Raw genomic sequence first — 24,281 nt, 5'->3', positions numbered from 1 at the left:
GCGTTAGTCTACATTATCGTGCAGAAAACGGTTGTCGCCTAAAATCTCATTATCATCATTCAGGTTGAAACGGGAGATGTTTCTTTCTGAAGAATGCACCACCTGGTCGAGTGCCACGTTGCGGCGCAGGTAAGCCGGCACATCCAGTTTCTCTTTTATTGCTTCAGACGTAATTTCGGTGCTCAGCATTCGCAGCCTTTCACGTCTTTCTTCCGCCTTGCGCTGCATCAGCTCACGCTCGTTCAGGATGCGCTCCTGCTCACGTGTTCTGGCATCCTCTTCGTTTGCCGCGCTGTTAGTTGATTGCTGAAAACCTTCCAGTTCATACACGACACGCTCGCGTTGCACCGGCTGCTCCACTGGCCTGCGTACATCGTACTCGGGCGTTGAAGGCGCTTTGAAGTTCGGCGTAGCCGCAGGAGCCACTACCGGGTTAGGAATAGGAGCAGCAATAGGAGCTTCAACCGGCTTAGGCGCTTCTATTTTCTTCTCGCTGTTCAGGTCAAAAACTGTTTTTTTTGGCTCCATGATGCCTTCGGCGCTGCTGGCAAAGCCGGTGGCAATTACTGTTACCCGGATGCTCTGGCCCAGCGAAGAATCGATGCCATGACCGAAAATAACCTCTGCTTCCTGTCCGGCTTTATCCTGGATGTACTCGGTGATCTCGGTCAGCTCATCCATTTCCAGCTCCGCCTGCTCACCAGACATAATGGAAAGAAGGATTTTCTGAGCACCGTGAATATCGGTGTTGTTCAGCAATGGCGACGAAAGCGCTTCCTCGGCTGCACGCAAGGCACGGCCTTCGCCTTCTGTCGTGGCAGAACCCATTACAGCGGCACCAGAATCTTTCATTACCGTTTTAACGTCTTCAAAGTCCACGTTCACTTCGGCTGTAACCGTAATAATTTCAGCGATCGATTTGGCCGCCGTGGTTAACACGTTATCAGCCTTGGCGAAAGCTTCACGGATGGTCAGGTTACCGAACATTTCGCGCAGCTTGTCATTGAGGATCACCAGGATGGTATCGCAGTTTTCGCTCAGTTCCTTTACCCCGTTTTCGGCAGCAACCTTTTTCTTTTTCCCTTCGAAAACGAAAGGTGCCGTTACAATACCTACCGTCAGGATACCCAGTTCTTTGGCGACTTTAGCAATAACCGGCGCAGCACCTGTACCGGTACCGCCACCCATACCCGCTGTAATAAACACCATCTTGGTATCGGCGCTCAGCATCTCCCGGATTTCTTCCTTGCTCTCGAGGGCAGCCTGTTTGCCTTTTTCGGGGTTGGCACCGGCTCCCAGGCCCTCCGTCAGGTTTTGCCCGATGGCCAGCTTATTGGGAACGCTGCTGCTTTTCAGGGCTTGTGCGTCAGTATTACATATTATAAATTCTACGTCTTTAATGCCCTGGTTATACATGTGGTTAACAGCATTGCTGCCACCGCCCCCGACGCCAATCACCTTGATGATGGACTTACTGCTAGAAGGTAAGTCAAAAGTGTACATTGAAGTCATGCTAAAATCTCCTGCTCTATTTTGGGTTAATAACTTTGTTTATCGTCTATGTCGTCGGTCAGAAAACCTTTTAGCCTCTGAAACAGGCTTCCGGTGGTGCTGCCACTGTTGCTGCTGCTCTTAGGTGCAGGTTTCTGATAATCTTCTTGTTGCGGCACGTTCTCATAATGCGAAACGCGCTGGTCCAGCGACTGGTATCCGGAGAGTACCAGGCCTACGGTGGTAGCATACATCGGGCTCTTCACGGCATCGATCTTCGATTTGCCCAGGTGCTCGTTCGGATACCCGATTCGCGTATCCATCCCGGTAATATATTCTACCAGTTGCACCAGATTCTGCAGTTGCGAACCACCGCCTGTAATCACGATACCTGCTGCCAGGCTCTTTGAATATCCTGAACGAACAATTTCTGCAAAGATAAGTTCGATAATTTCTTCCATTCTTGCTTCTATGATATAAGCAAGATTTTTCAAAGATATCTCTTTTGGCGTACGATCCCGCAAACCTGGTATAGAAACTATTTCATTTTCAGAAGCTTCGTCGGCAATGGCCTTCCCGAACTTCACTTTCAGCTGCTCGGCCTGGTTCTGCATCACCATGCAGCCCTGCTTGATGTCGGAGGTTATAATGTTCCCCCCGAAAGGTAAAACAGCTGTATGCCGGATTATATTGTCTTTAAAGATGGCTAAATCCGTAGTACCACCTCCAATGTCCACCAACGCCACACCTGCTTCTTTCTCTTCGTCGCTCAGCACCGACATGCACGAAGCCAGCGGCTCCAGGATCAGGTTGTCAATTTCCAGCCCGGCACGGGTGATACATTTATTGATGTTGTTGATGGCGTTAGACTGCGCTGTAATGATATGGAAGTTACCTTCCAGGCGCACGCCCGACATGCCCACCGGATCTACGATGCCTTCTTCGTAATCCACCTTGTACTCCTGTGGCATTACGTGTATAATCTCGCTGCCCGGAGGCGTCACCAGCCGGTACATATCGTTGGTCAGGCGCGCCACATCATCTACCGTGATTTCGTGGTCCGTTACCTGACGGGTGATGCTGCCATTGTGCTGCAGGCTTTTAATATGCTGCCCGGCGATGCCCACGTTCACAACTCCTATGTTAATGCCTGACTGCTCTTCCGCCTGCTTTATGGCTTTCCGGATGGCATCTACCGTTTTGTCGATGTTGCTTACAATGCCACGAACCACCCCTTCCGAAAGGGCTTTGCCCATTCCTAAAATCTCCAGCTTCCCAAACTCATTTTTCCGACCAACAAGTGCGCAAACTTTGGTTGTGCCGATGTCCAAGCCTACTACTATTTTGTCGCTTTGCATATCCTGTATCTATTATTCACAAATTATCTGATCTTCAAATGCTACGTTCACTCTTTTATATTTTTCCCAACCCATCTGGGGCAGAATTTTTTTATAAAAGATCATGAGCTTATTAAATTTTACCTCCAGGTTTTCGGGCTTCCCGAATTCGATGGTATGCTCGCCCACCTGGGGTAAAAACGATATCATCCCTCTCCCATCGATGTGCATCTGGGCCAACTGCGCTTTCCAAAACTCATCTTTCTCAATAAACATCAGCAAAGAGAGATAAGCCTGGCCTGTCGAGTCCTGGAAGAATCCCTTGTCTAAAGATTTTATTAAAGCCGACTTGGTAACAGGAATCACACGTGCCGTGTAACTGTCGGATAGGGGGAGTGTATGTCCCTCTGTATCGATATATACATCCTGGTCTGGTCGTAAAATTCTTGCAATTGGTCTGTTCTGTTTTACCTGCACCTGGATATTTCCATCAAGGCCCCTGTATACGTCAGCTTCTTTTACAAAACTGTGGGCTTCGATGCGCTTCTCCAGGTTTTTAAGATCGATCTGGTCGTTCGGAAGTCCCTCTAACTTTCGTTCCCCTTCCCGCGTGAGCAGGTTCCGTACCTCCTTATCCCCAATAAAGTAATTGTTGTATTCATTATCAATTTTTATTGTCACTTTTTTGCACAATTTTTCATTTTGCCTGGAACCGGCAAAGCCAACTAGTGCCCCGATTGTGATAATGCTACAACCTGCAAAAATTAGAGATTTTATTTTAGTATTCAAGTTCATACTACCCGATTTTCTAAAATATTTTTAATCTGCAGCACCAGCGCATCAATGTCGCCGGCTCCCACGGTTGCCAGCACATCAAAGTCAGCATCCGACTTTAACTGCGCTAACAACTGTTCTTTTGTTAACAGCGACTTTTTAGGGCTCTGCACCTGCTCCAGAATAATCTCGGAAGTAATGCCTGGCAGGGGCTTTTCCCTGGCCGGATAAATGTCCAGCAACACCAGTTCGTCGGCTTTGCTCAGGCTCTCTGCAAACTCGCCAGCGAAGTCGCGGGTACGGGTAAACAAATGCGGCTGAAAGATCACTTTTAACTTTTTATCCGGATAAAGCGCCCGCAGCGAGGTCATAAACGCATCTATTTCCTTAGGATGATGCGCATAGTCGTCAATAAAAACTTTCCCGTTTTGCTCATACACAAACTCGAAACGCCGTTTTACACCTTTAAAGGATTCTACCCCGGCCGCTATCCTGTTGGCTGGCACCTGTAAAATCTGGGCTACCATTACCGCTGCCACGGTGTTCTCCACATTGTGGAAGCCCGGCAGACCAAGCTTCAGTTCCGGCTGCAATCCAAAGGGCGAATCAACTTCAAATTTAAACCAATGCCCATCTATGCTGATGGCGTTTGCATGCGCCTCGCCTTCCTGTAAGCTGTACCTGATTACCTGCACACCCTCCTGTACCTGCTCCGTCAGCCGTGCATCGGTGTCCTTGTGTATCAGCAGGTAACCACCGGGCTTTACCTGGCTGATAAATTTCGCGAACGTGCGGAGCATTTCTTCTTTATCGCCATAGATATCCAAATGATCGGGATCGGCGGAAGTAACAATAGCGATGTCCGGAAACAGCGTCAGGAAAGAGCGATCGTACTCGTCTGCCTCTACCACCACAGTCTCTGTAGCTGCACTGCCCTTACTGATGAGCAGGTTCGAGTTCAGGTTAGTAGCAATGCCCCCCAAAAAGGCAGAGCAATCTACACCGGCTTGGTGGAGCAGGTGCGTGATGATAGACGAAGTTGTCGTTTTGCCATGCGTGCCTGCCACCGCAACAGTAAAGGCATCGGCTGTAATGATCCCCAACACCTCCGAGCGTTTTTTAATCGTATAATCGTTCGCCTTCAGATAGGCCCACTCCTGGTGATCTGCCGGAATTGCAGGAGTCAGGATCACCAGCGTTTCTTCCTTGTGCCGCAGGATTTCCTCGGGCAGCTCGGTCAGGTTGTCGTCATAATGGATGCGGAGACCTTCCTGTTCCAGGGCTGCGGTTAGCGGCGTACGTGTACGGTCATAACCCCAGACCGGATAGCCTTTGGCATTGAACCAGCGGGCGATGGCGCTCATGCCAATGCCGCCAATCCCCAGGAAGTAGATATAATTATATTGCTCCAGTTTCACTTTATCAGGTTTATTAGCTCGTTCACAATTTCGGCTGCCGCAGCTGGCTTGGCCAGTTTTTGTATTTCCTGCGCCAGGCGCTGCTGTTCTTTCTCGTCCTGTAACAGCTGCAGGGCGGCAGGCACCAGTTTCTCCACCGACTCCTGGTCACGCACCAGTTGCGCAGCGCCCTGTTGCACCAGTGCCAGGGCATTTTTTGTCTGGTGATCCGCTACCACATTGGGCGACGGCACCAGGATGGCCGGTTTGGCCACCAGGCACAACTCGGAAATAGAAAGCGCTCCCGCCCGCGATATCACGATGTCGGCGGCGGCATAGGCCAGGTCCATCCGCTTGATAAAATCGAAAGCGCGGATGCCTTTTTCCACCCATGGCTTTTCCAGTTCCTTAGCTTCCGGGTAAAACGCTTTGCCGGTTTGCCAGATCAGCTGGTGCCCCGCCTGTACAAGCTGCTCCAGTCCGGCTGCTATACTATGGTTCAGTGTTCTGGCGCCAAGGCTCCCCCCAATCACCAGGATCGTTTTCTTTTCGGACGTCAGGCCAAAGTGCAGCAGTGCCTCCCGCCTTTTCTCCTGGCTGCCCATGATATCGCTGCGCACCGGGTTACCCGTAAATACCAGCTTCTCCTGCGGAAAGAAATTCTCCATGCCGGGATAAGCCACGCATATTTTGTTCACTCTTTTTGCCAGCAGCTTATTGGTGATGCCTGCATAGGAGTTCTGCTCCTGGATAAGCGCCGGAATTCCCCGCGAGGTAGCAGCGTACAGCAACGGTCCGCTGGCATAACCTCCCACACCCACCACGGCATCCGGTTTAAAGTCCTTGATGATTTTGTGCGATGCCCGTATGCTCGAAATCACCTTTAACGGGAACGAAATATTGTCCAGTGTCAGGCGGCGTTGCAGGCCGCTGATCCACAAACCCACTATTTTATAACCCGCCTCCGGTACCCGTGTCATCTCCATGCGGCCGATCGCGCCCACAAACAGAATCTCAGCATCAGGCTGCACCGCCTTCAGTTGGTTGGCAATCGCAATCGCCGGATAGATATGTCCGCCGGTGCCGCCACCGCTGATGATAACGCGATATGGTCTTCCTTTATCAGGCATTTACCGGTCTGTTTTTTAAGGCTCCTGCATTTACTGGCGCTAAGGCATCCAGTTCCTGTTTGCTTTCGCTGCGGCTCACACTCAGGATAACCCCCAGCGAGATACCTGTAAAAATCAATGAGGTTCCCCCCATACTTAATAGCGGCAGCGGCAAACCTGTAACAGGCCCTAACCCAACAGCAACCGCCATATTGATCATCCCCTGGATAACCAGGCTAAAACTCAAGCCCGCCGACAGCAGTCCTCCAAACGCACCATTGCTTCTGCTGACTGTTACCAGCCCCCGGTACAGCAGCGCCAGGTACAGGAAAAGCACCACCACACCGCCTACCAGGCCATACTCTTCCAGGATAATGGAGTAAATAAAGTCGGAATACGGGTGTGGCAGAATATCGCGCTGATCGCTGTTGCCGGGCCCCTTACCTACCACGCCACCTGTAGCGATCGCGATGTAAGACTGCTCCAGCTGAAAGGGTATTTCCGTAGGATCGAGAAAATCCTGCATACGGCTCATGGCTGTTTCGCCCCGCTGGCCCAGCGCCAGGAAGATAGAACCGAAAACGATGCCGACTACAATCACGCCTCCCAGGTACTTCACCGGCACGCGTCCGATAAACATCAGCAGCAGGCATGTCAGGAACAGGAGCACGGCCGTGGAGGTATTGGTTAAGGCGATAAGTCCGCAGATGGCAATGGTCCAGATGAAGAGCGGTGCAAGCGTATGTTTTAAATCATCCAGCTTTTGCTGCTTTTTGGACAGGATACTCGCCAGGTAAGAGATAAGCGCCAGTTTGGCCAAATCCGAAGGCTGGAACGTCTGGTTGATCACCGGAATCGTGATCCAGCGGGAGGCCTCGTTTATGTTAGAACCGTAGAAATACGTGATAATCAGCAGGGGTGCCGAAAAAATCAGCGCCAGCAACGACAGCTTGGAGTAGTAGCGATAGTCAATTTTATGAGCTGCCCACATAAATCCCAGTCCAACCATAATTAGGAAGGAGTGCTTGAAGAGGAAGTATTCGGTGTTGCCCTCCATTTTTTTGTAGGCAAGCGTACCGGTGGCAGAATACACTACCAGCACACTGATCAGTGAGAACGCCAACACTATCCCCCAAAGTACTGCATCCCCTTTCAGGTTCTGCTGCAACCACTGCTTTACCATATCACACGGGCTATTTCTAAATCGTTTACTTCTTCAGGACTATCTTTTCTACAGCTTCTTTAAAGAGCTGTCCACGGTGTTCGTAATTGTTAAATAAATCGAAACTCGCACAGGCCGGCGACAGGAGCACCACATCCCCCTGCTCCGCCAGCGACCGAGCCAGGCGCACGGCGTAGTTGATGGAGGTTGTTTCTGCCACCACGGGTACTATCCGGCCAAAAGCCTCCTGCAGCTTCTTATTGTCGGTGCCGAGGCAAATCAGCACCTTTACCTTTTCACGCGCCAGGTCTTCCAGCACGCTGTAATCGTTTCCTTTGTCTACACCACCTGCTATCCAGATGATGGGCTTCTTGATTCCTTCGAGCGCATACCACACCGCTTCCACGTTGGTAGCCTTGGAGTCGTTGATGTAGGTAACGCCTTTTGCCTCCCCCACCGGCTGCAGGCGGTGCTCCGCGTTCCGGAACGTTTCGAGTGCAGCAGCTATGGTGGCATCAGCAATACCCATCAGTTTGGCCACGGTTACGGCTGCCATGGTATTGTACTGGTTGTGCTTGCCAATCAGCGGCGACTTTGCCGTTTCCACATCGCCTTCGTAGAACTGCACATCCACCTTCACATGGCTGCCTTCGTACCTTACTTTTGCATCAGGCGCACCTTCAAGCGAAATAGGTACCGTTGTGCCGCCAAACGCTTCAGACTTGAAAGCCGCTTTGATGTTCTGATCATCTGCATTAAAAATGAAGAAGTCGGAGCCCATCATATTTTGCGCTACCCGCAGTTTGGAAGCCGCATATTTCTCCATGCTGTATTCGTAGCGGTCCAGGTGGTCGGGTGTGATGTTGAGCAGCACGGCGATGTGCGCTTTGAACTGGTACATGTTGTCGAGCTGAAAACTGCTTAGCTCCAGCACATAAAACTCGTACTTGTTCTCAATCACCTTCTCCGCCAGGCTCTCCCCGATATTTCCGGCCAGCCCCACGTTCAGACCTGCACTTTTGAGCAGGTGGTAGGTAAGCAGCGTCGTCGTTGTTTTGCCGTTGGTGCCCGTGATGCAGATAAATTTGGCATCGGTATAGCGACCGGCAAATTCTATCTCGGAGATGATCTTTATCCCCTTGGCTACCGCCTCCTTGATAATAGGTGCTTTATCCGGAATACCGGGGCTTTTGATGATCTCATTCGCCTCCAGGATACGCTCGACCGTATGCGTCTTCTCCTCAAAATCAATTCCGGCTTCAGTAAGCTTTTGCTTGTAAACCTCCTTGATCGCCCCCATATCCGACACAAATACCTCCAGCCCCTTTGCCTTTGCCAGCAAAGCAGCTCCAACACCACTCTCTCCTGCTCCGAGTACAGCTATTTTCATGTTTTATTTTTGTGTTGTTGGCTCCTCGTTAGAGTGCCTTCAAAAAATGTTTATGTCATTTCGAATGAAATGAGAAATCTGGTTCTGTTGTGTATCAGATTTCTCCCGGTGGTCGAAATGACAGGGTTATCTTTTCTATTCTGCACCTGCCACCACAGCCTCTGCTCCTTTGTCTGAACAGGATTATATGATTTTAGGATGGTTAAGATTAAAAGTTGCTCCTAAACAATTAGGGTTGAAGATTCCACTTCCCTCAAAACCTACCATTAACTCATAACTTTTAACTCTCAACTCTTAACTATCACCTACCGCAGCTTTAAGGTAATCAGCGTAAAAATTGCCAGCATGATACCTACAATCCAGAACCGCGATACGATCTTGGATTCGTGGTAACCCAACTTCTGGTAATGGTGGTGCAGGGGTGACATCTTAAAAATGCGGCGCCCTTCGCCATACTTTTTCCGGGTGTACTTAAAGTAACTCACCTGCAGCATCACCGACAGGTTCTCGATCAAAAAGATGCCGCACAAAATCGGAATCAACAGTTCCTTCCGCACTATCAGCGCCAGCACGGCTATAATTCCGCCAATTGCCAGGCTGCCCGTATCGCCCATAAATACCTGGGCCGGGAACGAGTTGTACCAGAGAAACCCGACGCAGGCTCCCACAAAGGCCAGACAGAAAATAGCCAGTTCCCCCGAATTCGGGATAAACATGATGTCCAGGTAATCGGCAATGAAGGTGTTACCTGACACATAGGTAAAAATCGCCAGCGTCATCCCGATAATGGCGGATGTTCCTGCGGCCAGCCCGTCGATACCGTCGGTGATATTGGCTCCGTTCGACACGGCTGTGATCACCAGGATCACGATCGGGATGTAGAGCAGGCTGGACAGTTCCCTGGAAATGGCGCCTCCAAAAACAAAGAGCGTACTGTAGTCCAGTTCGTTATTCTTCCGGAAGGGTACGGTCGTGATCATCGATTTTACATCTACCCATTTCTTCGCGGCGTTAACCGCTGAGGTAGCACCATTTTCAAAAATGTATTGCCGCACCACCACATCATCGTTAAAATATAAGGTAATGCCTACAATTAATCCCAATCCGATCTGCCCCATAATTTTGAAGCGACCGGCCAGACCTTCCTTGTTCTTTTTGAAAATCTTGATGTAATCGTCCAGGAAGCCAATCAGACCCAGCCACACCGTCGACACCAGCATCAGGAGGATGTAAATATTATCGAGGCGTGCGAAAAGCAGCGTGGGCACCAGGATAGCGAGTATGATAATGAGGCCACCCATCGTAGGCGTACCTTTCTTTTCCATCTGCCCTTCCAGGCCCAGGTTACGGATGCTTTCGCCAACCTGCTTGCGTTGCAGAATTTTAATCAGCCGTCCGCCGAAAATCATGGCTATCAGCAGCGACAACAGTGTTGCCATGCTTGCCCTGAAAGAGATGTACTGAAATACACCTGCTCCTGCTATGTCAAATTCCCGGTCGAGCCAGTTAAAGAGGTAATAGAGCATGTATGTTGGTTACCTGTTCTGTTTCTGTTTTATTTTGTTTTACTGCCTACTTCCCTAACTGCTCAAACGTCTCCTGCAGTACTTGCTTGTCATCAAACGGATGTTTCACGCCTTTCACTTCCTGGTAGGTTTCGTGCCCTTTGCCTGCCACCAGCACAATATCGTCGGCTTCGGCCAGCATACAGGCGGTCCTGATGGCTTCTCTCCGGTCTGCCACCGTCAATGTTTTTTTAAAATCCAGCGGCTTTACCCCCTTCTGCATGTCCTCCAGGATCGCCTGCGGCTCCTCGAAGCGCGGGTTATCTGAAGTCAGTATTACTTTGTCGCTTAAGCGGCAGGCAATATCCGCCATGATCGGGCGCTTGGCCGCATCGCGGTTGCCGCCGCAACCAATTACCGTAATTACCTTCTGCAGCGGCGTCCGGATCTGCTGGATGGTGTTGAGCACGTTCTCCAGCGCATCAGGCGTATGGGCATAATCCACAATACCGGTAATGCGTGACGCCGACACCACATAATCGAAACGGCCTGCCGCCGTATTCAGGCTCGACAGTACCGTCAGCGTTTCCACCGGGTCTTCTTCCAGCAACACCGCCACCGCGTAAGCACCCAGCAGGTTATAAGCGTTAAAAGCCCCGATCAGTTTGCACCAGATCTCGTGCCCGTCCAGTTCCAGGTGCAGCCCCTGCAATGTATTGTCGAGGATGCGCGCCTTGAACTCGGTGGCTTTGCGCAGCGAGAAATAGTGTACTGCAGCTTTGGTATTTTGCACCATCACGGTTCCCCGCTTATCGTCGGCGTTCACCAGCGCAAAGGCACCGGCCGGCAGCATATCAAAAAACGACTTCTTCGCTTTTATATATTCGTCAAAGGTTTTATGGTAGTCGAGGTGGTCGTGGGTGATGTTGGTAAACACACCGCCTGCAAAGGTCAGCCCCGCTACGCGCTGCTGCACCATGGCATGCGAACTCACTTCCATAAAACAATAAGCACAACCTGCCTTTACCATCTGGTCGAGCAGCGCATTCAGCGCAATAGCATCGGGTGTGGTATGGGTAGACGGAATAACCGTTTCATCAATCTGGTTCTGCACCGTAGAGAGCATGCCTACGTGGTAGCCCAGCTCCCGGAACAGCTTGTGCAGCAGTGTAACCGAAGTAGTCTTTCCGTTGGTACCGGTTACGCCTACCAGCTTCAGTTTGCGCGACGGATGCCCATAAAAAGCCGATGCCATTTGCCCCAGTGCCTGCGACGAATCCTTCACCAGCACATACGCCACAGCTTCATTCAGTTCTACCGGCAATTCCTCGCAGATAATGGCTGCAGCACCAGCCTCCACAGCCTTAGCTATATACGCATGCCCGTCGGCCTGCACCCCACGCACCGCTACAAACACAACACCCTGCTGCACCTGGCGCGAATCGAACGTGATCGCCGTAACAGGCACATTCAATGAACCATGCTTTTCCAGCACCGGAACATGTTGCAATATGTTTTGCAGTACCTGCATCAGCTTAACACAATTATAATCTGGCTGTCTTTTACAATAGGTGTCCCGGGCACTACCGACTGCTTCTCTACCCGTTTCCCCATTCCGTGCACCTTCACTTTCAGATGCCTGTTGCCCAGGAGGAAAAGCGCATCCCGCAGCGTCATCCCTGTCACATCCGGCACCTGCGTATCGTTCACCGGGTTCGGTTTAAAGTTCAGCGAGCGGTTCTGCGGCTCCACGCGTACCCAGTCATCATCCACGCCATTGGTATGACTGCTCACGCCAATCTTGTTGCAGATAAGGGTTAAATCTTCCAGGCTACCGGCTTTCACACCCGGCATGCTGTCCTTGTTTGGTACAACACGCGCCTGCAGCGGCTGGTGCATGGCCAGGTCGCGGGCATATACCTTATCAGCCAGTTCCTTAAATACAGGCGCCGCCACATCGCCCCCATACACGTTCACACCATGCGGCGAATCGATGATTACGATGCAGCTGTACTTTGGATTGTCGGCAGGGAAGTAACCGGCAAAAGAAGTGGAGTAGGTTTTCACGTACCTGCCATCCTTCACTTTTCGGGCGGTACCCGTTTTGCCGGCCACTTTGTAGTCGTTGCTGCGGATGTTTTTGGCTGTACCGTGTTCTACTACACCTTCCATCATGGCACGCAGTTTCTTCAGTGTTTCGTCGGAGCAGATTTTTGGGTTAAGCACACGCGTCTGGAACGAGTGTACCACTTCGTCTGCTTTCCGGATTTCCTTTACAATGATGGGCTGAATCTTCACCCCGTCATTTGCCACGGCATTGTAAAATGCCAGCGTCTGCAGCGGCGACAGCTTCAGTTCATAGCCAATCGACATGGACGTAAGCGAGGTGCCGCTCCAGCTTCTGTCCTGCGTGCTCTTGATGTACGGACGCGCCTCCCCTTCCATGTGGAACCCAAGCGTACTGCCCAACCCGAACTCGTTCAGGTAGTCGATATAGGCTTTGGGATTCTCCCCGAATGTTTCTTCCATCAGCTTCGCCACCCCAATGTTCGAAGATTTCTCGAAGACCTCCTGCACGGTGATTTTTCCGTAACCGCCGTTTTTCGCGTCCGTCATGGTTCTGCCCTTGATGCGGTACGAGCCATTCCCGGTATCTATTGAATCAGTTAGCAGCACATTTTTATTATGTTCGAACAGGGCCATCATCGAGGCTAGTTTAAAGGTAGAACCCGGCTCGGTACGCCCCTGATTACCAACTGCATAATTATAATCCTCGATATAGCCGCCGGTGGTTTTTCCGAGATTGGCAATCGCCTTTATCTCCCCGGTCTTCACTTCCATCATGATCACACAACCATATTCGGCATTGGTCTTTTCCAGGGCCTTGTACAGCGCATTCTCCGCCACGTCCTGCAGGTTAATATCGATGGTAGTCCGGATGTCGTAACCGTGCTGCGGCTTTACTTCGGTACCGTCGTAAATTGGCTTGATACCACCTGCTATCCGTTCGAAAAGCGCTTCGCCGTCGGTACCGGCCAGGTTATCGTTAAAGCTGTATTCCAGGCCTGCACCGTTTTTATCTTCGTTAATAAAGCCAATCGTGCGCTCCGCCAGGATTCCAAACGGTTTGAAGCGCTTCTCTACCTTCTCGAAGATCACGCCGCCCTTGTTCTTGCCTGCCCGGAAGATCGGCCACCGCGACATCAGTTTTTTGTCCTGGTAATTGATGTAGCGGCTATTCAGGCGAATATAACGGCGCCCGGCATGGCGGGCATTGTTTATCTTCATCATGTAATAGCTGGCAGAACGGTCGCCATAGAAACGCGAAAGCAGCAAGGCCAAAGAGTCGATGCCTGCATTATATTTCTCGGTTTCGGCAATAGTCGGGTCGAAAGCCACGCGGTAGAAAGGCAGCGAGGTAGCCAGGATGCTTCTGCCATCGTCGGAATAAATATTTCCGCGCGTGGCAGGAACGGGCTGGTAGCGGATGCGCCGCTCTTTCGAGATCGCTTTCCAGTTGGTTTTATCCAGGTACTGGATATACACAATTTTGTACACGATAACGCACGCAAACAAACAGATGGCCAGAAAGGCCAGCCGCACCCGGAGCAATATGGATTTCTTAATATTCATCTTCAGCAACTTCTACCTGATAGGGTGGAGATGAACTTTCTACGAGGCCCAGCGGCGCCACATTGCGGGCCACTTCAGACTGTTTGCTGGCCTCCATGTATTCGGAGGCGAGCGTGGTATAATCGGCACGCAGATCTTCGGTTTCAACTTTCAGCCGGTCGATCTTGCGGATCGTTTTTTCGGCGTAATGCGTGTTGCCAATATAAAACAAGGCGATCCCGGTCAGGAAGAGCACCTGCGGCATGTATTTAAGCGGAACTCCTTCCTCGAACAGGAAATCTACATTTGCATATTTCTCTAACAGCTTGAATAAGCTGAACCCTTTGGCTTTGGGCTTGGGCGCCTCCACCTCTGGCTTCGTGCGCACCTCGTTTACCTTTGGGGCGCTTGCTTTCTTCATCATCAGGTTAGAAGCCATAGTTGCGGTTGTACTTAAAACTAATTGTAAGCGTTACTTTTTATTCATTTTATTTTTTTCCGGCTACTCTGAGTTTGGCGCTTCTGGAGCGGCTGTTCTGCAGCAGTTCCTCTTCCGATGGCGTAATAGGTTTTCTGCTTACTGCTTCGAGCGGTTTAATTTCGTTCCCGAACAGATCCTTTTCTACCTCGCCAAAAAATTTCCCTTTCGCTATAAAGTTCTTCACCAGCCGGTCCTCCAGCGAGTGGTAAGAAATTACAGCCAGCCGGCCTCCCGGTTTCAGCAGCTCTGCTGCCTGCTCGAGCATTTCCTCCAGCGCCTTCAGCTCGTCGTTTACCTCGATGCGGAGCGCCTGGAACACCTGCGCCAGGTACTTGTTCTCTTTGCCACGCGGCGTACAGGAGCTGATGGCCTGCTTAAAATCGCCGATGGTTTCGATGGCCCGCCGCCCCCGCTGCTCCACCAGAAGGCGGGCAAGCGTCCGGGCATTTTTCACTTCGCCGTAAATGCCAAAAATCCGGTGCAGCTGCTCTTCCGGATATGTCTCCACCACCTCACGGGCGGTGATGCCTGCCTGCGGATCCATCCGCATGTCCAGCGGCCCGTCGAAGCGGGTAGAAAAGCCGCGCTCCGGCACATTGAACTGGTGCGACGATACGCCCAGGTCGGCCAGCAACCCGTCGATCTCCTTCACCTTGTACAGGCGCAGGTATTTCTTCAGATCCCGGAAGTTGGCTTTCACAAAAGTGAAGCCCGGGTGCGTAATCTTTTTCGCCTGCTCCTCCGCGTCCCGGTCCTGGTCGAAGGAATACAGCTTGCCGGTCGTCAGCCTGCTTAAAATTTCGGCGGAATGACCGCCGCCGCCGAAGGTCACATCCACATAGGTACCTTCCGGCTTAATACCCAGGGCATCAACCGATTCCTGCAACAATACGGGGCGATGATACTCCATCAGATAATTGGTTCCTCTCCTGGTTTATCACCCAGAAACTTCTGGGCAAGCTGTGAAAAACTCTGCTGGTCTTTGATCAGGTACTCTTCGTACTTGTCCGGATTCCAGATTTCAACCCGGTTTCCCAGCCCCACTACAATCGCCTCCTTCTCCAGCTCCGCAAAACGGGCCATGGTACGCGGCACGATAAAACGACCGGTACCGTCCAGCTCAATCTCGGTATTCCCCCGGAAGAAGTTCCGCTGGAAGTGGCGGTATTCTTCGTTGAACTCGTTCAGGCTGGCTACTCTATCGTAAATCGCCTTCCACTCCACCTTCGGATACAGCACCAAACACGGCTCGAATCCCCGCATCAGCACCACATGATTGCCCGACGCCTCCGGCAGGTTGGCTTTTATCTTTGCAGGTAAAACCAACCTTCCCTTCGGATCAATCTTGCATTCATATTCGCCAGACAGGAAGTTCATGTTTTTTACAATAAAGCCCGAATAGTTCTCGGAGTATACAAATGTAACGAATGAACGAAACTCCACAACCAGAGTTTACCACTTTTTACCACTTTGTGGATAAATTACGGTTATCCACCCCACTTATCCACATTATCCACATAAAACCGCTTCATTTTGGGTATAACTAAATTTGCAAACAATATTAATTGTTGCTAATATTCGAGGACCACAAAATAAACAATTGATTTACAGATACTTGACATACACAAGCTCATGTAAGCAATTAAGGAAATCAAATCCACAGCAAAAGTGGGAGAAAGTGGAACTGGTGGGGCAAAGTGGGGGAAATTTCCAGTACAACTGGCAGGAAGTGCCGGAACAGGGGTAGCGGCCCCCGGATTAACGTACCGGAAACAGCTTACAAAAGGAGCGAAAGCAGTGGCAAAAAAGGGATTTTACTACGCTCCAAATCAAAATAAAATGTTAAAATATTTAAAATTCGGCATATAAATTTTACCGCCAATAACTTACAGTAGTTAGCATAACTTCCATAACACCAGTCAACTAAACTAACCAACCTACCACAACCGGTTTTGCGAGGTGCAGCGGGAATGGTGACAGCAGCGGTAACAAAAAAAAGCCGTCCCGGAAACGAAAAAAGGTTTCTGCAGCTGCCACCACAGCCGCTGCTCCTCCTGCCTGCCAAAAGCCACAAAAAAAAAAGCAGTAATCCAGGCAGGTTCAGGTGCTTTTTTCTGTAAGGTGTCCTTCTTTTCGGGCATAGCGCTCCCGCGCCTCCAGTACTTTTCCCCGGTTCAGCTTTGCCCAGTCCGACAGCTTGAGCAGCTGCTGCAACAGGCTTTGTCCCAGCGGTGTAAGCGCATACTCTACCTTTGGCGGAATTTCGGGGTAAACGGTTCGGGCAACCAGCCCGTCCTCTTCCAGCGCCCGGAGCGTTACCGTCAGCATGCGCTGCGAAATTCCTGAAATCATGCTTTTCAGTTCATTAAACCGCAGCTTCTGGTTCTGCCCCAGGTACAGGATCGTGTGCAGCGACCATTTATCGCCGAACCTGGCAATGATGTCTTTTACCGGGCACAATTGCTCCTTGCCGGGCTGACATGTTTCATCTTTATTTATCTTTTCTTCTTTCATAAGCATCTGACGCTCAGCATTAGTTACTCTGCCTATACTTAGTAACGACAAAGTGCCTTCTTGACTAATTCAAAAATACGAAATAATTTTGGTTACTAAAAGTAACTAAGTATTGAATTATTACTGTCAAAATTTGGTTTATCTATCATGAGCATACTAAAATCACTGGAATGGCGCTATGCCTCCAAAAGAATGAACGGCCAGAAAGTGCCTGCCGATAAAATAAACAACATCCTGGAAGCCATCCGGCTGGCGCCCTCTTCTATGGGACTGCAGCCTTACACGGTGCTGGTAATAGAAGATCAGGAGCTACGGAAGAAAATACAGCCTATCGCATACAACCAGCCACAGATTGTGGAGAGCTCGCACCTGCTGGTGTTTGCAGCCTGGGATAACGTAACGCCGGAGCACATCGGGGAGTACATCAGCCACACGGCAGCAGTTAGAAACATGCCGGAAGAATCGCTGAACGACTTCAAAAATACATTGCTGAACATGGCTGCCAAAAACACACAGGAGCAGAACTTTGTCTGGGCCTCCAAGCAGGCGTATATTGCCTTTGGTACGGCCCTGGTAGCGGCGGCAGCCGAACAAGTAGATGCCACACCGATGGAAGGTTTCGACAGTGCGGCCCTGGATGAGCTACTGAACCTGAAAGAGAAAGGCCTCCGAAGCGTAACGCTGCTGCCCCTGGGCTACCGCGACACCGACAACGACTGGCTGGCAAAGCTTCCGAAAGTAAGACGGACCAGGGAAAAGCTTTTTATCGTTCAATAAAAAAAATGCTGTGGCAGCAGCTGGCACCGGACCAAAACCGGTACCTGCTACTGCCACACCAAATCCACGAAAGACCATGCAAAAAATTAAGATAGACATTGTTTCGGATATCAACTGCCCGTGGTGCTACGTAGGCGAACAGCGCCTGAAAAAAGCAGTGGCCGCGACAGCAGATAAATACACTTTCGACATCAGTTTTAAGCCTTTTGAGCTCAACGCCGCCATTCCGCAGCAGGGCCTCGACCGGCTGGAGTACTTTAAAAAGAACTATGGTCCCTCCATCCTGTCGCAGTTGGACGCCATTAACCAACGCCTGACGGATGCCGGGGAAGCAGAGGGTATCGCGTTTAATTTTGATGAGCTGAAAACGGTGAACAACACCTTCAACGGCCACAGGCTCATCTGGCTGGCAGGTGCTTATGGCGTGCAGAAGGAAGTAGCCAACGCCCTTTTCTACAGTTACTTTACCGAAGGAAACGACATGAACGACACGCAGCTGCTCACCGAAATCGGCATAGCCAACGGCATTCCGGCAGAACGACTGGAAGGTTTCTTCGAAGGCGAGGAAGGTAAAAAAGAGGTGCGGGAGATGGAGCAGTGGGCACAGTCGGCGGGAATTACAGGTGTACCGGCTTTCATTATCAACGACAAATACCTGGTAAGCGGCGCACAGCCAAAAGAAACTTTTCTGCAGGTGTTCGGACAGGTAGCACCTGCACTGGAAGACATCAGCACCCAGGGCGACAGCTGTGGCATTGGTGGCAGCTGCTAAACACAAAAAACAGCAGCTTATTTTGCCAGAAGCTTTCTAAACAAAGGCTCTTGTTTCAGAGTACCATTTTATAGATAAAGTTAATTCACAAACAGTGCTGAGGCATCCGGTGCCTCAGCACTGTTTGTACCCATCGAGCAAGAACGTTATGGAATCGAATTATACCATCCCGTCCCAGACCAGGATTGGACATGTGCACCTGAAGGTGGCCAACCTGGACCGCGCCCTGAAGTTTTACTGCGACCTGCTGGGCTTTACGCTCACTACCACCTATGGCAAAGACGCTGCCTTCATTTCAGCGGGCGGCTACCACCACCACATCGGGCTGAACACCTGGTACAGTAAAGGCGGCTCTCCCCCACCTGTCAGCAGCACCGGGCTTTTCCATACGGCAATTCTCTACCCGACCCGCAAAGACCTGGCTGCCATTGTGAGGCGACTCATCGAAAACGGTTATCCGCTTGCTGGCGCCTCTGATCATGGCGTGTCGGAAGCCATTTACCTCTCCGACCCCGACCAGAATGGCGTAGAGCTGTACTGGGACCGTCCGCAGGAGGAGTGGCCCAAAAACCCGGATGGCTCACTCAACATGTACACACGCCCGCTGGACCTGAATAATCTGCTTGCGGAACTTAATTAACCGACATAGCTTGTCTGAACCTTAGATTTCCATTGATTTTATTGATTACACTGATTATCTGTCTGCCTCATTGTAATTCCTGTTCCACCAGAATGGCTTGTAAAAAATCAAAGACTTCAATAAAATCAATGGAAATCAAAGGTTCAGACAAAGCACATTAACGCTTCTCTTTATACAACTGCCACCACGGCACATAGGGCTTCTCGTGGTGTTCGTAGTGGTAGCCAAAGAAATAGCAGCTGATAAAGGCCCACAGGTGGTTTTGGGCTTGTGTGGTGGATTTGTGCGGATTATCGGGCGCGTGCTCTCCGCGGTGCGGCAGGTAAGTACCGAAGTAAAACAGCTGAAAGGTAGCCAGGATAGCAGGCAGCATCCAGTACAGCACCACGTTCTCCAGCGGGAAGAACAGCTTGAGCACATTAAACGTGATGGCCATTAACACGAGCTGCCACCAGGTAATGTAGTTTTTCAGGAAGCTGAAATACCAGGGCCAGAAGGAGCCGTGATGATAATCGGGGTCGTGCGCGGTAGCGACGTGCCGGTGATGCTGGTGATGACGGGGCAAAAGACGCGGGTACCAGTTGTAGGCAAATAGCAAGGCTGCTGTAGTGCCAACGGCTCTGTTCAGTTTTGGGTGACCGGGAGCGGCAACACCATGCATGGCATCGTGTGCTGTAATAAACAGACCGGTGTACAGGTGCGTCTGCACCAGGAACAGCAGCCAGGTAAATGGCGAAGAAAAATCAACGGGAGCCTGAAGCAGGTACGTTAACAAAGCAAACCAACTCAGGATGATGACAAAGGCTATCAGGACGCCGGTGTAAGTAGGTTGCTTCATTCAATTTTAGCAAAATAATAACAAGGGGACTGTATTTCGTTAGTAGCGTAACAACTCATCCCGCACTTCTTCCATCAGCCACATGGGCGTAGAGGTCGCACCACAAATCCCGACGGCATCGCCATCGGCGAACCAGTCCTGCTGCAGCTCCTGTACTTTAGAAACAAAGTACGTCTGTGGGTTGGTATCTTTACAAACCTGGTACAGCACCTTTCCGTTCGACGATTTGGTACCCGACACAAAAATAACCTTGTTGAACCGGGCAGCAAATTTTCGCAAATCCTTGTCGCGGTTGGACACCTGCCGGCAGATGGTATCATTGGCCTCCACCTCTACCCCTTTCTCCTCCAGCACCTGCTTGATATTGTAGAAGCTGGCGGTACTTTTGGTCGTCTGGCTGTAGAGGGTAACTTTTGGCGGCAGCTCCTTCTGCAGCAGTTCCGCTACATTCTCGAATACCACTGCGTTATTATTGGTTTGCCCCAGCAGCCCCTCCACCTCAGCATGGCCGTGCTTGCCGTAAATAAAGATATTTTCCTGCTTGTCGTAAGAAGTTTTTATGCGGTTCTGCAGCTTCAGCACTACGGGGCACGAAGCATCAATCAAAGTCAGATTATTCGCCAGCGCTGTCTGGTAAGTTTCCGGTGGTTCGCCATGGGCTCTTATCAATACGGCTTCGTGCTGTAGCTCCCGCAGCTGTGCGTGGTCGATGATACGCAGGCCGCTTTTCTGCAGCCGCTCTACCTCCACGTCGTTGTGCACGATGTCGCCCAGGCAATACAGGTATCCCTGTTCTGCCAGGATGTCTTCTGCCATCTGGATGGCATACACTACACCAAAACAGAAGCCAGAATTCGAGTCGATGGTTACCTGAAGGCTTTTCATACACTTTATACAATTGAAGGCCTAAATTGTTTTGCGACATACCGCTGTTTAAGTCCTTCGTACACCGAAATGGTCAGCAGCAGCATCAGCATGGAGTACATCGTATCTTCTACCGGAATAGAAACAATGCGCAACCCCAGGTTATGTTCGTTGTTGTACCACACCACTGGCAGGTACGTCAGTACGCCGTTTACCAGCAGGAAAGGCACCAGATGCACCAGGTACGCCAGGAAAAAACGCCCCAGCACCCGTGTACCAAAAACCCACACGTGCACCAGCAGCATTGCCGCCAGCAACGCAAATGTAATGGAAGTATACATCCGACCCAGGTTCAGCACCGCCAGCAACGCTAATATTACTACTAGCGTCACAGCCAGCGGCTTAGCATACGGCTGCAGCAGATCCCGGTTGATGTAAGCATTCAGCACCGCGTAAATAAAAACGCAGGCATAAGGTACCGTGATAAAAAAAAGCACCTCCTCCAGCGGCAGGTTAAACAGGTAAATTCCTGTCAGGTATTCCGGGTTGAAGCCCCAGATGCCTGCCCTGGTAAAAAGCACATCCCACACAATGAAAAGAGTTGCATTTACCCCGATGGCAGGCCACAACCAGGGCCAGCTTTTATAAAAGGCTACTTTTTTGTCGAATGACAACAGTAACGGGAAAATAAATGTAAAAATATTCAGGTACAGGTAGATGTACATTTAGATGGTCAGGTTTTGCAAAAGGGCTTTTTCTTCTTCGGTACAATGATCTTTGGTAAGCATAAAATCGCGCATAGTACGAGCCCACGATGCCGATAAGCCACTCTTTTTATAAGCTGTCAGGCTGCTGATAATTATTTTTTTATCCGCCTCTAGGTGCGGGCTCAGGTTAAGGTACCGGGGCACGTAATGTTCGACTGTAAACCGTAAAAACCGGATTTCCGGGTTATCATTATCCAGTTGAACAGCTTTATCAAAAATAGCAGCCGATTCTTTCAGGTGCTTGAGCTTGGAATAAGGATTCCAGACATACTTGGCCATGGTAGCTTCCGAAACAGCTTTATAGGCTAGCACGACAGGATCTTTATCCTTGTAGTCACTCATTAAATCGTAAAAGCGTTTGCCGGCCTCGCTATCGGTGCTGGCCGCGAGGTATTGTTTGCGCAAATCCACCACATCGTAGCCTGCATTGCCGGCTACTGTAGCTGATGCGGTTAGCATCAGGAAAAAGAAGAGTAAGAATTTCAAGTTAAATGGTATTTAGTCTGTACTTAAGGTACGAACCCAGCAACAGCGCCAGCTTCGTGTTGTCATTTATTCTTACGCGTTCTTTCAGTATATTGGTTGCCGGAAGCGCCTGTATCTTCCTGAAAAGCTTTAAATAGTAAATATAAGCCAGATACACCCCCATACGTGCCGATTTGGGCAGGCCCATAATGCCGTGGTAGGCATCCTCAAAATCTTGTATTATATCTGCTTCTATCTCCGCTTTACGGGCATTGTTAAAGGTACTGATATCCACCTGCGGAAAGTAAATCCGTCCTCTTTCGTGATAATCGCTTTTCATGTCGCGCAGGAAGTTTACCTTCTGAAAGGCAGCTCCCAGACTACAGGCCGGCTTGCGCAGCCGCTCAAACATTTCGGAATCACCGTCACAGAAAACCCGCAGACACATCAGCCCCACCACCTCTGCCGAGCCATAGATATATTCTTTATATAACGCCGTATCGTATTTATGATCGTCCAGGTCCATCTCCATGCTTTTCAGGAAAGCCTCAATATACGCCAGGTCAATCCCAAACTGATTTACAACCCCCTGGAAAGCATGCAGCACCGGGTTCAGGCTTATCTGTTGCTCGATGGCTGTGTAGGTTTGCGCTTTAAAATCCTGCAGCAGCTCGCGCTTTTTGTAGGCATGAAAGGTATCTACAATCTCATCGGCCAGCCGCACGAACCCATAGATGGCATAAATGGGCAGGTGCAGCTTCCGGTGCATCGTCCGGATGCCTAAGGTAAAGGAGGTACTGTACGACTCCGTAATAATCTTGCTGCACTTCAGGCAGGTTTCTTTAAACAGCTCCATAAACGAACTTGTTTTGCTTGTTAAGTGCAGCTTCGCCAGCTACTGGGAATTCTTTTACGACCTCGCTCGCCACAACCTGTCCCGAAATAAGGGAAGGCGGCACCCCGGGCCCCGGCACCGTTAGCTGACCGGTAAAATAAAGGTTATTTACTTTTTTGCTTTTGAGGCGCGGTTTCAAAAGAGCCGTCTGCAGCAGCGTATTGGCCAGCCCATAGGCGTTTCCTTTAAAGGCATTGTAATCTGCGATAAAATCGTGGTGTGCGTAGCTGCGTTTGTACACTACGGCGCTGCGTATTTCCTGGTTTGTATGGTGTTTCAGCCGCTCCATTACCAGGTGGTAATACTTTTCGCGCATCTCTTCTGTGTCCTCGAGCCCCGGTGCCACCGGTATCAGAATGAACAGGTTTTCGCATCCTGCGGGAGCCACGCTGCTGTCGGTAACGGAAGGTGCCGATACGTAGAAGAGCGGTTTGGCAGGCCATTTCGGGTCGGTATAAATTTCGTGCGCATGCGGCCCGAAATCTTCGTCGAAGAAAAGGTTGTGGTGGTTCAGCCCCTGCAGGCGCTTGCTGACGCCCAGGTAAAAGATGAGCGACGAGGGCGCCATCACGCGGCTGTTCCAGTAGCTATCGGAGTAGCTTCGCCAGGCAGGTGCGAGCAATTTTTGCTCTACATGGTGGTAATCTGCACTTGCCACCACAATGTCTGCCTCAAAAGCACCGGTGCTGGTGAGTACTTCCGTAGCCTTGCCCTGAACGACTTTTATCTCCCGCACATCCTGGTTATAGCAGAACCTTACCCCCTGCTCCTCTGCCACCTGCACCATCCCCTCGATTATCTTATACATACCGCCCATCGGGTACCAGGTACCCAGGCTGATGTCGGCGTAATTCATCAGGCTGTAGAGCGCCGGCGTGTTTTCGGGCAGCGCACCCAGGAACAGGACAGGAAATTCCATCAGCTTCAGCAGCTTCTGGTGCGAAAAATAGCGGCGTATGTGTTTAGAAAAAGACTGGAAAACATCCATCCGGAGGACATCGAGCAGCAGCCTGAGGCTCAGGAATTCGGTTACAGAACGGCCCGGTTTGTACACCAGCTGGTTGATTCCTACCTTGTATTTGTACGCCGCCTGCTCCAGGAACCTGTCCAGCGCTTTGGCGCTTCCCTGCTCCAGTTGCTCAAATACAGCCCGTAGTTGCGGCAAGGAGGCGGGCACCTCCAGCGCATCGTCTTTCCCAAACACCACCTTATAGGAAGGGTCCAGGCGCTTCAGGTGGTAATAATCTGCAGCGCTCCGGCCAAACTTTTGGAAGAAAGACTCGAACACGTCGGGCATCCAGTACCAGCTCGGCCCCATGTCGTAGGTAAAGCCGCTATCCGAAAAACTTCTGGCGCGGCCTCCGGGCGTAGCATTTTTTTCCAGCACCGTTACCGCGTACCCCGCCTGCGCTAAACTGGCAGCTGCCGATAAGCCTGAAAATCCCGAACCAATTACTACTACCTTACGCTGAGCCATAGAAGAAAGAAATT

23 protein-coding genes are annotated in these 24,281 nt (G+C 50.7%); 3 read left to right on the top strand and 20 right to left on the bottom strand.

The window, feature by feature from the left end:
- Window positions 1-3: 3 nt before the first annotated feature.
- The 14 genes from ftsZ to DCW36_RS11145 form a co-directional block, all read right to left on the bottom strand.
- Window positions 4-1,512 (bottom strand): cell division protein FtsZ, encoded by a 1,509-nt coding sequence (gene ftsZ / locus DCW36_RS11210; RefSeq protein ID WP_114778699.1) that lies wholly within the window; start codon window positions 1,510-1,512, stop codon window positions 4-6.
- Between the two features lie 26 nt (window positions 1,513-1,538).
- Window positions 1,539-2,849: a cell division protein FtsA gene (ftsA, locus tag DCW36_RS11205; protein ID WP_114778698.1), complete on the bottom strand. Its 1,311-nt coding sequence runs from the start codon at window positions 2,847-2,849 to the stop codon at window positions 1,539-1,541.
- Window positions 2,850-2,861: 12 nt separating this feature from the next.
- Complete coding sequence (locus DCW36_RS11200; RefSeq protein ID WP_114778697.1) at window positions 2,862-3,623, bottom strand: cell division protein FtsQ/DivIB; 762 nt, start codon at window positions 3,621-3,623, stop codon at window positions 2,862-2,864.
- Entirely contained in the window at window positions 3,620-5,020 is a 1,401-nt protein-coding gene (gene murC, locus DCW36_RS11195) for a UDP-N-acetylmuramate--L-alanine ligase (protein ID WP_114778696.1), read from the bottom strand. The genes DCW36_RS11200 and murC overlap by 4 nt, the downstream gene beginning before the upstream one ends.
- Window positions 5,017-6,129: an undecaprenyldiphospho-muramoylpentapeptide beta-N-acetylglucosaminyltransferase gene (gene murG, locus DCW36_RS11190; protein WP_114778695.1), complete on the bottom strand. Its 1,113-nt coding sequence runs from the start codon at window positions 6,127-6,129 to the stop codon at window positions 5,017-5,019. The genes murC and murG overlap by 4 nt, the downstream gene beginning before the upstream one ends.
- Window positions 6,122-7,291: an FtsW/RodA/SpoVE family cell cycle protein gene (locus DCW36_RS11185; protein ID WP_114778694.1), complete on the bottom strand. Its 1,170-nt coding sequence runs from the start codon at window positions 7,289-7,291 to the stop codon at window positions 6,122-6,124. The genes murG and DCW36_RS11185 overlap by 8 nt, the downstream gene beginning before the upstream one ends.
- Before the next feature lie 25 nt (window positions 7,292-7,316).
- Entirely contained in the window at window positions 7,317-8,660 is a 1,344-nt protein-coding gene (gene murD / locus DCW36_RS11180; protein ID WP_114778693.1) for a UDP-N-acetylmuramoyl-L-alanine--D-glutamate ligase, read from the bottom strand.
- Window positions 8,661-8,965: 305 nt separating this feature from the next.
- Entirely contained in the window at window positions 8,966-10,186 is a 1,221-nt protein-coding gene (gene mraY / locus DCW36_RS11175; RefSeq protein WP_114778692.1) for a phospho-N-acetylmuramoyl-pentapeptide-transferase, read from the bottom strand.
- Between the two features lie 46 nt (window positions 10,187-10,232).
- Window positions 10,233-11,696, bottom strand: a complete 1,464-nt coding sequence (locus DCW36_RS11170) for a UDP-N-acetylmuramoyl-L-alanyl-D-glutamate--2,6-diaminopimelate ligase (protein ID WP_114778691.1) — start codon at window positions 11,694-11,696, stop codon at window positions 10,233-10,235.
- Window positions 11,696-13,798: a penicillin-binding protein gene (locus DCW36_RS11165; RefSeq protein ID WP_164891105.1), complete on the bottom strand. Its 2,103-nt coding sequence runs from the start codon at window positions 13,796-13,798 to the stop codon at window positions 11,696-11,698. The genes DCW36_RS11170 and DCW36_RS11165 overlap by 1 nt, the downstream gene beginning before the upstream one ends.
- The gene (locus DCW36_RS11160; protein WP_114778690.1) at window positions 13,788-14,216 is read right to left on the bottom strand and encodes an FtsL-like putative cell division protein; all 429 of its coding nucleotides are present in this window, start codon (window positions 14,214-14,216) and stop codon (window positions 13,788-13,790) included. The genes DCW36_RS11165 and DCW36_RS11160 overlap by 11 nt, the downstream gene beginning before the upstream one ends.
- Before the next feature lie 49 nt (window positions 14,217-14,265).
- On the bottom strand, window positions 14,266-15,168 hold the full coding sequence (gene rsmH / locus DCW36_RS11155; RefSeq protein ID WP_114778689.1) for a 16S rRNA (cytosine(1402)-N(4))-methyltransferase RsmH: 903 nt from the start codon (window positions 15,166-15,168) through the stop codon (window positions 14,266-14,268).
- Window positions 15,168-15,635 carry a division/cell wall cluster transcriptional repressor MraZ gene (gene mraZ, locus DCW36_RS11150; protein ID WP_114778824.1) on the bottom strand — a complete coding sequence of 156 codons (468 nt, stop codon included), beginning with the start codon at window positions 15,633-15,635 and terminating at the stop codon, window positions 15,168-15,170. Before mraZ ends, rsmH begins: the two co-directional genes overlap by 1 nt.
- Window positions 15,636-16,358: 723 nt before the next feature.
- Window positions 16,359-16,772 carry a winged helix-turn-helix transcriptional regulator gene (locus tag DCW36_RS11145; RefSeq protein WP_114778688.1) on the bottom strand — a complete coding sequence of 138 codons (414 nt, stop codon included), beginning with the start codon at window positions 16,770-16,772 and terminating at the stop codon, window positions 16,359-16,361.
- Between the two features lie 147 nt (window positions 16,773-16,919).
- Here DCW36_RS11145 and DCW36_RS11140 point away from each other — a divergent pair, with 147 nt between their 5' ends.
- From DCW36_RS11140 to DCW36_RS11130, 3 genes are all read left to right on the top strand, one after another.
- A complete protein-coding gene (locus DCW36_RS11140; RefSeq protein WP_114778687.1) occupies window positions 16,920-17,549 on the top strand; it encodes a nitroreductase family protein in 630 nt (209 codons plus the stop codon).
- Between the two features lie 76 nt (window positions 17,550-17,625).
- Window positions 17,626-18,321: a DsbA family oxidoreductase gene (locus tag DCW36_RS11135; RefSeq protein WP_114778686.1), complete on the top strand. Its 696-nt coding sequence runs from the start codon at window positions 17,626-17,628 to the stop codon at window positions 18,319-18,321.
- A gap of 148 nt (window positions 18,322-18,469) precedes the next feature.
- Window positions 18,470-18,961, top strand: a complete 492-nt coding sequence (locus tag DCW36_RS11130; protein ID WP_114778685.1) for a VOC family protein — start codon at window positions 18,470-18,472, stop codon at window positions 18,959-18,961.
- 157 nt (window positions 18,962-19,118) lie between these two features.
- Here the strand turns inward: DCW36_RS11130 and DCW36_RS11125 are convergent, their stop codons facing one another.
- The 6 genes from DCW36_RS11125 to DCW36_RS11100 are packed head-to-tail and all read right to left on the bottom strand — an operon-like array spanning window position 19,119 to window position 24,267.
- Window positions 19,119-19,799 (bottom strand): fatty acid desaturase, encoded by a 681-nt coding sequence (locus tag DCW36_RS11125; RefSeq protein ID WP_114778684.1) that lies wholly within the window; start codon window positions 19,797-19,799, stop codon window positions 19,119-19,121.
- Window positions 19,800-19,838: 39 nt separating this feature from the next.
- The gene (locus DCW36_RS11120) at window positions 19,839-20,684 is read right to left on the bottom strand and encodes a 4-hydroxy-3-methylbut-2-enyl diphosphate reductase (RefSeq protein ID WP_114778683.1); all 846 of its coding nucleotides are present in this window, start codon (window positions 20,682-20,684) and stop codon (window positions 19,839-19,841) included.
- A 5-nt stretch (window positions 20,685-20,689) separates the two neighbouring features.
- Complete coding sequence (locus tag DCW36_RS11115) at window positions 20,690-21,388, bottom strand: lycopene cyclase domain-containing protein (RefSeq protein WP_114778682.1); 699 nt, start codon at window positions 21,386-21,388, stop codon at window positions 20,690-20,692.
- Window positions 21,389-21,916, bottom strand: a complete 528-nt coding sequence (locus DCW36_RS11110) for a hypothetical protein (RefSeq protein ID WP_114778681.1) — start codon at window positions 21,914-21,916, stop codon at window positions 21,389-21,391.
- 1 nt (window position 21,917) lies between these two features.
- Window positions 21,918-22,751 carry a phytoene/squalene synthase family protein gene (locus tag DCW36_RS11105; protein ID WP_114778680.1) on the bottom strand — a complete coding sequence of 278 codons (834 nt, stop codon included), beginning with the start codon at window positions 22,749-22,751 and terminating at the stop codon, window positions 21,918-21,920.
- Entirely contained in the window at window positions 22,738-24,267 is a 1,530-nt protein-coding gene (locus tag DCW36_RS11100) for a phytoene desaturase family protein (protein WP_114778679.1), read from the bottom strand. Before DCW36_RS11100 ends, DCW36_RS11105 begins: the two co-directional genes overlap by 14 nt.
- Window positions 24,268-24,281 lie beyond the last annotated feature (14 nt).

This window comes from Botryobacter ruber (genome assembly GCF_003347595.2).
GTDB lineage: Bacteria > Bacteroidota > Bacteroidia > Cytophagales > Hymenobacteraceae > Pontibacter > Pontibacter ruber_A.
Note: the sequence above shows the minus strand (reverse complement) of the source record. Positions and strands in the feature narration are given on the sequence as shown.

Bases quoted from the DNA above. Each gene is read 5' to 3' on its own strand.
- ftsZ (WP_114778699.1), bottom strand. From the start codon at position 1,512: ATGACTTCAATGTACACTTTTGACTTACCTTCTAGCAGTAAGTCCATC.
- ftsA (WP_114778698.1), bottom strand. From the start codon at position 2,849: ATGCAAAGCGACAAAATAGTAGTAGGCTTGGACATCGGCACAACCAAA.
- DCW36_RS11200 (WP_114778697.1), bottom strand. From the start codon at position 3,623: ATGAACTTGAATACTAAAATAAAATCTCTAATTTTTGCAGGTTGTAGC.
- murG (WP_114778695.1), bottom strand. From the start codon at position 6,129: ATGCCTGATAAAGGAAGACCATATCGCGTTATCATCAGCGGTGGCGGC.
- DCW36_RS11185 (WP_114778694.1), bottom strand. From the start codon at position 7,291: ATGGTAAAGCAGTGGTTGCAGCAGAACCTGAAAGGGGATGCAGTACTT.
- murD (WP_114778693.1), bottom strand. From the start codon at position 8,660: ATGAAAATAGCTGTACTCGGAGCAGGAGAGAGTGGTGTTGGAGCTGCT.
- mraY (WP_114778692.1), bottom strand. From the start codon at position 10,186: ATGCTCTATTACCTCTTTAACTGGCTCGACCGGGAATTTGACATAGCA.
- DCW36_RS11170 (WP_114778691.1), bottom strand. From the start codon at position 11,696: ATGCAGGTACTGCAAAACATATTGCAACATGTTCCGGTGCTGGAAAAG.
- DCW36_RS11165 (WP_164891105.1), bottom strand. From the start codon at position 13,798: ATGAATATTAAGAAATCCATATTGCTCCGGGTGCGGCTGGCCTTTCTG.
- DCW36_RS11160 (WP_114778690.1), bottom strand. From the start codon at position 14,216: ATGGCTTCTAACCTGATGATGAAGAAAGCAAGCGCCCCAAAGGTAAAC.
- rsmH (WP_114778689.1), bottom strand. From the start codon at position 15,168: ATGGAGTATCATCGCCCCGTATTGTTGCAGGAATCGGTTGATGCCCTG.
- mraZ (WP_114778824.1), bottom strand. From the start codon at position 15,635: ATGAACTTCCTGTCTGGCGAATATGAATGCAAGATTGATCCGAAGGGA.
- DCW36_RS11145 (WP_114778688.1), bottom strand. From the start codon at position 16,772: ATGAAAGAAGAAAAGATAAATAAAGATGAAACATGTCAGCCCGGCAAG.
- DCW36_RS11140 (WP_114778687.1), top strand. From the start codon at position 16,920: ATGAGCATACTAAAATCACTGGAATGGCGCTATGCCTCCAAAAGAATG.
- DCW36_RS11135 (WP_114778686.1), top strand. From the start codon at position 17,626: ATGCAAAAAATTAAGATAGACATTGTTTCGGATATCAACTGCCCGTGG.
- DCW36_RS11130 (WP_114778685.1), top strand. From the start codon at position 18,470: ATGGAATCGAATTATACCATCCCGTCCCAGACCAGGATTGGACATGTG.
- DCW36_RS11125 (WP_114778684.1), bottom strand. From the start codon at position 19,799: ATGAAGCAACCTACTTACACCGGCGTCCTGATAGCCTTTGTCATCATC.
- DCW36_RS11120 (WP_114778683.1), bottom strand. From the start codon at position 20,684: ATGAAAAGCCTTCAGGTAACCATCGACTCGAATTCTGGCTTCTGTTTT.
- DCW36_RS11115 (WP_114778682.1), bottom strand. From the start codon at position 21,388: ATGTACATCTACCTGTACCTGAATATTTTTACATTTATTTTCCCGTTA.
- DCW36_RS11105 (WP_114778680.1), bottom strand. From the start codon at position 22,751: ATGGAGCTGTTTAAAGAAACCTGCCTGAAGTGCAGCAAGATTATTACG.
- DCW36_RS11100 (WP_114778679.1), bottom strand. From the start codon at position 24,267: ATGGCTCAGCGTAAGGTAGTAGTAATTGGTTCGGGATTTTCAGGCTTA.